Origin of the sequence: Microbacterium kribbense, assembly GCF_039537285.1 — a bacterium.
Classification (GTDB): Bacteria; Actinomycetota; Actinomycetes; order Actinomycetales; family Microbacteriaceae; genus Microbacterium; species Microbacterium kribbense.
On sequence record NZ_BAABAF010000015.1, the window covers coordinates 21,328 to 27,784 of the forward strand.

The window sequence follows — 6,457 nt, forward strand, 5'->3', positions numbered from 1 at the left end:
CCCTTCGCCTCCCACCGGTCCGCGTGGACCCGTGTCGGGTTAAGCCTTCCAGACCGTCTTGAGATTGCAGAACTCGCGTTGGCCGTCGGCGGCGAGCTCACGGCCGAATCCCGACGCTTTGATGCCGCCGAACGGAAGCTCCTGATACGAGACGGTCATGCCGTTGACGAACACCGCCCCCGCATCGAGTCGGGCGATGACGTACGCCTCTTCGTCCGGATCGTTCGTCCAGACGGCGCTGGACAGGCCGAACCGCGTCTGGTTCGCGATCCGCAGGGCCTCGTCGACATCCACAGCGCGATACAGCGATGCGACCGGACCGAAGGCCTCCTCCTGAACCAGGCGGGCGTCGTCGGGCAGGTCGGCGATCACTGTGGGGGCATAGAACCAGCCCGGCCCGTCGGGGATGGTGCCGCCGGTCAGAATCGTCGCGCCCTTGTCGCGGGCATCCTCGACGAGGGCAACGATGTCGTCGCGGCCCGATTCGGTCGCCAACGGCCCGACCTGCGTCTGCGGCAGCAACGGATCCCCGACGATCAGTTGCGACATCTGTCTGGTGAACTCTGCGGCGAACGCGTCGTAGACGTCGGCGTGCACGATGAAGCGCTTGCCCGCGATGCAGGATTGCCCGCTGTTGCCGATCCGGGCCCGCACGGCAGTGGTGGCGGCCGCGGTGACATCGGCCGTCGGCAGCACGATGAACGGATCGGATCCGCCGAGCTCGAGCACCGCCTTCTTGACATGATCGCCCGCGAGCGCCGCTACCGAGCGCCCGGCCGGCTCGGAGCCGGTGAGAGTGACCGCCTGTACCCGCGGATCGGCGACGACGGCGGCGACGTCAGCGCCCCCGATCAGCAGAGTGCGGAATGAGCCGACAGGAAACCCGCCGCGCTCGAAGAGAGTGTCCAGGAAGAGCGCGGCCTGGGGCACATTGGATGCATGCTTCAAGACACCGGCGTTGCCGGCCATCAGCGCCGGGGCCGCGAAGCGGATCACCTGCCAGAGCGGGTAGTTCCACGGCATCACGGCGAGGATGACACCGAGCGGCTCGTAGCGCGTCCAGGCCCTGGACGCATTCACCGTCGCCGGTTCAGCGAGCGGGATGTCGGCGAGGAACCCTTCGGAGTGATCGGCGTAGAACCGCATCGCCTTCGCCGACTTCTCGACCTCGGCGATCGACTGCGCGATCGGCTTGCCCATCTCGACCGTGATGAGCTCACCGAGACCCGGCGCCTGAGCGTCGAGGATGTCTGCGGCCACCCGCATCCACTCCGCCCGCTTCGCGAACGTCGTCGTCCTCAGCAGCCGCGCGGCGGCAGCGGCCTCGCCGATCCGCGCGTCGACCTCAGCCGACGAGTGCGGGTCGATGATCATCTCGATCTTGCCGGTCGTGGGATTGACGGTCGCAATGGCCATGGGTGCACTCTCTTCTGTGGGCGTCTTGCAGAAGCATAGACGAAACAGATACGGTACGTATCGTGTTTGACAATGCCAAAGGAAGACGAAGGAGTCCAGATGAGCACTGAGTCTGCGCCGTCGGCGCGCTCGCCCCTGTTCCTGACGGATGCGGATGTCGAAGGCCTCGCCGATCTGCCCAGCGCGATCCGCGCGATCCGCGCCGCCTACGCCGCGCCAGCAGACGCACAGCGAAATCCTGGACGCATCTTCGCCGATAGCGGTCGAGAATGGATGCGCGTCATGCCGGCCGTGCCGGCCAGCGGCCGCCTGTTCGGCACGAAGTCGATCAACGGATCGTTCGCGGACGGGCTGCGCGTCAGCTACCTCATCTCGCTGTTCGACAAGGAGACGGCGGAGCTGGTTGCACTGGTGGATGGCAATCGGGTCACCGGACTGCGCACGGCGGCGACCAGCGCCGTAGGCACCGGCGCCATCGCGCCGGCGCGGCCGCTGACCGTCGGCGTCGTCGGCTCGGGATTCGAGGCGCGGTCGCACATCGCGGCGCTGAGTCTGGTGGCTCGCTTCGCCTCGGTGCGGGTATTCAGCCCGACTCAGGCGAAGCGCGAAGCCTTCGCTGAGCGCTTCACGGCTGAACTGGGCGTGACTGTGACGGCTGTGGACACCGCCTCCGCCGCTGTGCAGGACGCCGACCTCGTCCTGTGCGCGGCGCGATCCCGCGACGAGACCCCCACGATTCAGTCGGACTGGGTCATGGCCGACGCGACCGTGGTCTCGATCGGTTCGACAACACCGGGACAGCGCGAGCTTCCCGTCGAGCTTGTCGCGCGCGCCGCGCTCGTAGTAGCGGACGGCGTCGACGAAGTGGTCCGTGGCAGCGGCGACATGCTCGCCGCTCGGGCATCGGGCATCGACGTCGACGCCCTAACCATCTCGCTGAATACGGCGCTGGCCGGCGAGCGCGCGATCGATCGCGATCGCGGCATCCGGATCTACAAATCCACGGGTGCCGGCATACAGGACATCGTCGTCGCCGAGTCACTTGTTGACCTCGCGCGCGCACGGGGCATCGGCACCGAGCTGCCCGTCGGAATCGTCACCACCAGAAAGTAGAGACGCAGATGGTCGAATACACCAAGGATCAGGCCCGAGCATGGGCGAAGCAGCATTGGCACGGGGCCATCGCGGTCACGATGCCGTCGTACAGCCGTGACTTTTCGAAGATTAACGAGAACGCCATCCGCCACGACATCCTCAAACTTAAGGATCTCGGCTTCGCGGGCACGCTCCTGGTTACCGAGCTCGCAATCACGCCGGAGGAGAACGCGCGCGTCACCGCTGTCGCCCGCGAAGCGGGCGGATCAGACTTCCAGCTGTTCTTCCACGCCGCGTTCAACACTCTCGATGAGAACATTGCGGCGCTGAAGCTCGCCGAGAAGGAGGGCGTCGACAGCGTGTTGCTGTCGTACCCGACCGCGTTCTGGCCGACGACACTGGACGAGGTGTACGACTACACCAAGACCCTGGCAGATTCGACTGACCTGGGCGTGATGCTCTTTGGCCTGCCTGCGTGGGGCTTCGAACGCATCGACAACGCCGGCATGCCCGTACCGTGGGTGCGAAACGTGCTCGATACCATCCCGAACATCGTCGCCATCAAAGCGGAGCAAGGCAACCCTGGCATCCCCGGCATCATGGAGATGAACCATCACTTCCGCGACGAGGTGATCATCTCCTGCCCTATCGAAGGAGAGACCATTCCGCTCATGTCGGTGATGGACTTCCAGTTCTCGGGCACGAGCAACACGAACTGGATGAGTGGGTACTTCCCGACGGCCTTCGACCTCGCCCGAAACGGCCAGTGGGAGGATGCCATGAAGCTGTGGTGGCAGGTCGCTCCGGCACGTGCGGCGAACACCGCCATCCTCACCGGGTCGGCCGTGGGCACCACGGTGATCAACCGCACAGCCTGGAAGTATCAGGAATGGCTGGCCGGCTTCAACGGCGGAGCGCTGCGAGCCCCGGCGCCGCGCATCCCCGACCGTCTCATGAGGCAGGCGCGAGCTGCTCTCGTCGCCTCCGGTCTGCCGGTCACCGATTCGCCCGACAGCGAGTTCGTCGCGGGCCGCACGACCGCCTGATACGCGATAGCGCGGTGGCCCCGGACGCAGATCCGTGCCACTGCGCGTGGGCGTCACGTGCGCCGCACGGCGCGAGCCATCCCGCTGTAGGTCGCTATCACGTCGCCGTCGGCGGTCACGATGACGTCGACGACGGCCCGCCGGCCGTCGTGCCAGCTCGTCTGCGCGGTGGCCACAAGCCGCTGACCGACGTGGGCGGGGGCAAGGTAGTGGATCTGCGCGTCCGCCGTAGCCGAGAAGTGCAGTACCGTGGTGGCCGCCATCGCGAACGCCTGGTCGGCGAGCGCGAAGACGAACCCGCCGTGCGCCATGCCGTTCGCGTTGACGTGCTCGGGGCCGACCTGCGTCGACGCGACGGCACGCCCGCTCACTGCTTCATCCACCGTGAAGCCGAACCAGGCGAGCGACGGCTCGCCGGCGAGGATCTCGCGAACGAGGGGGTCGACAGCGCCCATCAGCTCAGCCTCTCGAGCGCGAGCGCCATGCCCTGACCACCCCCGACACAGAGCGTCACCAGGCCGAGGGTCCCGTCGCGTTGTTGAAGAGCACGGATGAGTGTGCCGGTCAGGCGCACTCCGGTGGCGCCGAACGGATGCCCGATCGCGATCGCACCGCCGTGTACGTTCACCCTGTCGGGGTCCAAGCCAAGCTCGCGCACGGTGGGGACGACCTGCGCGGCGAAGGCCTCATTAAGCTCGACGAGGTCGAGATCGGCGACAGTGAGGCCGAGCCGGTCGAGCAGCTTCCGGGTTGCCCCGACCGGGCCTAGACCCATGATCTCCGGAGACAGTGCACTGGCGCTCGCGCCCAGGACTCGGGCGAGCGGCCGCACACCGAGCTCCCGCGCCTTGGCAGCACTCATGAGCACTGCGGCAGAGGCGCCGTCATTGAGGGGACTGGCGTTTCCGGCGGTGACAGTGCCGCTCTCTTTGAAAGCCGGCCGGAGTGCGGCAAGGCCCTCGATCGACGTTTCCGGTCGAGGACCGTCATCGGCCGTGACGAGGATGCCGTCAGCGCGCACGTAGGGCACGATCTCGGCGTCGAACCATCCCGCCGCCACCGCGGCGACCGTGCGGCGTTGTGACTGCAGCGCCCACTCATCCTGATCCTGTCGCGAGGTGCCCGTCAGGCCCGCGACGAACTCGGCGGTCCTCCCCATTGCAATGTAGACATCCGGCTGCAGACCCTGGCTGCGCGGATCGATCCAGCGGACGTCGGAGGCGAAGATCTCGTCGGAACGGGACGCCGGGACCTCCGAGCCCGGGTAGACGTCGGTGGGCATCGGGGGTGTGCGCGACGTGGACTCCATGCCTCCCACGAGGAAGGCGTCCCCGTCGCCGGAGCGGATCGCGCGCGCGGCGGAGGCGATGGCTTGCACGGACGACGCGCAGAAGCGGTTGATCGAAGCGCCGGGCAGTGAGTCGTATCCCGCATACACGGCCACGCGCCGTGCCGCGTTGTCGCCCTGTGCCCCTTCGGGAACCGCCGTGCCGAGGTAAAAGTCGTCCAACGTCGCGGGGTTGACGGCCGGCACATCGGCGAGCGCTGCTCGCACTGCGGCCAGGGCAAGGTCCTCGGGCCGCTCTGCGGCGAGTGAACCCTTGCGCGCGCGACCGAAGGGCGTCCGCTTGTACGCGACGACGACGGCATCGCTCGGGGAGAGATCCTTGGCCACTGTGATGTCCTCTCGATCGATCTGCAAACTGTTCGATTCGTATCGTATCGTCATTCGCCGCCTCGGACGCGTCGTCGGCGACCGCGCGTAGGGTGGGTCCAGGCATCCGGAAGCGAATATTGCCGTTGGGCGCCACGGGATCGCCTCGTTGAGGGCCACCCAGTATTGCGCTTGACCGCCATCCTTGGAACCGGCGCCGACACACCGCCCTCTGCGCGAGCCGCACCCCGGCTCTACTCTTCGTGAATCGACGCCCGACAACTCGGCAAAGTCGACGCAGTCGAGGGCAAGGGCAAGGCCAGCCTGCCCGCGGCAGCCATCGCCTCACTCCCTCATTGTGGATCTGACCCGTGCTGGACGCGGCAGCGGCAACCGTGGACTCTCACGGCATCCGTGGCGGAGATCCATCCGAATGGGGCTGCCGTCACGTGTGCGCACCCGGTGGAGCCCCCAGTGGGTCTCGCCCCAGAACGGCGGAGCGGTGTTCACCTCCGCTATTGCCTCACTCACGTGCGCGTCGAGGTCGACGTTCGCCAGGTACACCCGATGGCGCGCGGTCACGGTCGCTCGGGCTACGAACACCCGGCAACGCGCGGGGTCGGCGCGACCGGTTCGTCATTTAGATCGCGGCGCCACACGGCGTCGAGCACTCGATCGTCCACGATGTGCGCATCGTGCAGCTCGACTCATGCGTGGTCAATCGTGAATACATGACGCGTGCGATGGTTCCAACACACGATCACGCCGACGACGCACGCGAGCACATTCCAGAGCTCAGCTTCCATCATCACCACCAGTGCAGTTTGAGCCATCCCAGGTTTGATACCGCAGCTTTTCGAATGGAAAGGCTGGCGTCGTGCCGAAGAGCATCGGTCCCGACGTTCGGGAGCGATGCTCGGCCCGGGACTTCCGCAGTCCGGAAGTTCGAGTCTCAGTCGGCTCCACCCATCGTGGGGGCGCACACCATGCGAGATTTTATGGGCAAAATGTGGGCACGGACGATTTCGACGCCGGTCTTGATCGTCCTCGATCCGTCTCGATCCGTCCGGATCCGGCTGGTGCCGCCGACCCCACCGCCCAGCTCCCCGACAAGAAAATCCCTGACCACACGGTGCCCACATCCGAGAAGGAACGAGACGGAACCAACAAGAACGGGCCGGATCGAAACCGCCTGAAAAGGAAGTCGATCCGGCCCAAAAATGGCGGTGACGGTGGGATTTGAACC

6 protein-coding genes are annotated in these 6,457 nt (G+C 66.6%); 3 read left to right on the forward strand and 3 right to left on the reverse strand.

Translation table 11 applies throughout. From position 1 onward, the window contains the following. Positions 1-39 precede the first annotated feature (39 nt). Positions 40-1,416, reverse strand: a complete 1,377-nt coding sequence (locus tag ABD705_RS15805; protein ID WP_344785326.1) for an aldehyde dehydrogenase family protein — start codon at positions 1,414-1,416, stop codon at positions 40-42. 99 nt (positions 1,417-1,515) lie between these two features. On the opposite strand from ABD705_RS15805, the gene ABD705_RS15810 reads away from it, so the two are divergent. Further along, positions 1,516-2,529 carry an ornithine cyclodeaminase family protein gene (locus tag ABD705_RS15810; RefSeq protein ID WP_344785328.1) on the forward strand — a complete coding sequence of 338 codons (1,014 nt, stop codon included), beginning with the start codon at positions 1,516-1,518 and terminating at the stop codon, positions 2,527-2,529. 8 nt (positions 2,530-2,537) lie between these two features. Beyond that, the gene (locus ABD705_RS15815) at positions 2,538-3,557 is read left to right on the forward strand and encodes a dihydrodipicolinate synthase family protein (protein ID WP_344785330.1); all 1,020 of its coding nucleotides are present in this window, start codon (positions 2,538-2,540) and stop codon (positions 3,555-3,557) included. Between the two features lie 53 nt (positions 3,558-3,610). On the opposite strand, the gene ABD705_RS15820 is transcribed toward ABD705_RS15815, so the two are convergent. Beyond that, positions 3,611-4,012: a PaaI family thioesterase gene (locus tag ABD705_RS15820; RefSeq protein ID WP_344785332.1), complete on the reverse strand. Its 402-nt coding sequence runs from the start codon at positions 4,010-4,012 to the stop codon at positions 3,611-3,613. Next, positions 4,012-5,286, reverse strand: coding sequence for an acetyl-CoA C-acyltransferase (locus ABD705_RS15825; protein WP_344785334.1), 1,275 nt, complete (start codon positions 5,284-5,286; stop codon positions 4,012-4,014). Before ABD705_RS15825 ends, ABD705_RS15820 begins: the two co-directional genes overlap by 1 nt. 934 nt (positions 5,287-6,220) lie before the next feature. Here ABD705_RS15825 and ABD705_RS15830 point away from each other — a divergent pair. Next, a complete protein-coding gene (locus tag ABD705_RS15830) occupies positions 6,221-6,454 on the forward strand; it encodes a hypothetical protein (protein ID WP_344785336.1) in 234 nt (77 codons plus the stop codon). The last annotated feature ends 3 nt before the right edge of the window (positions 6,455-6,457 follow it).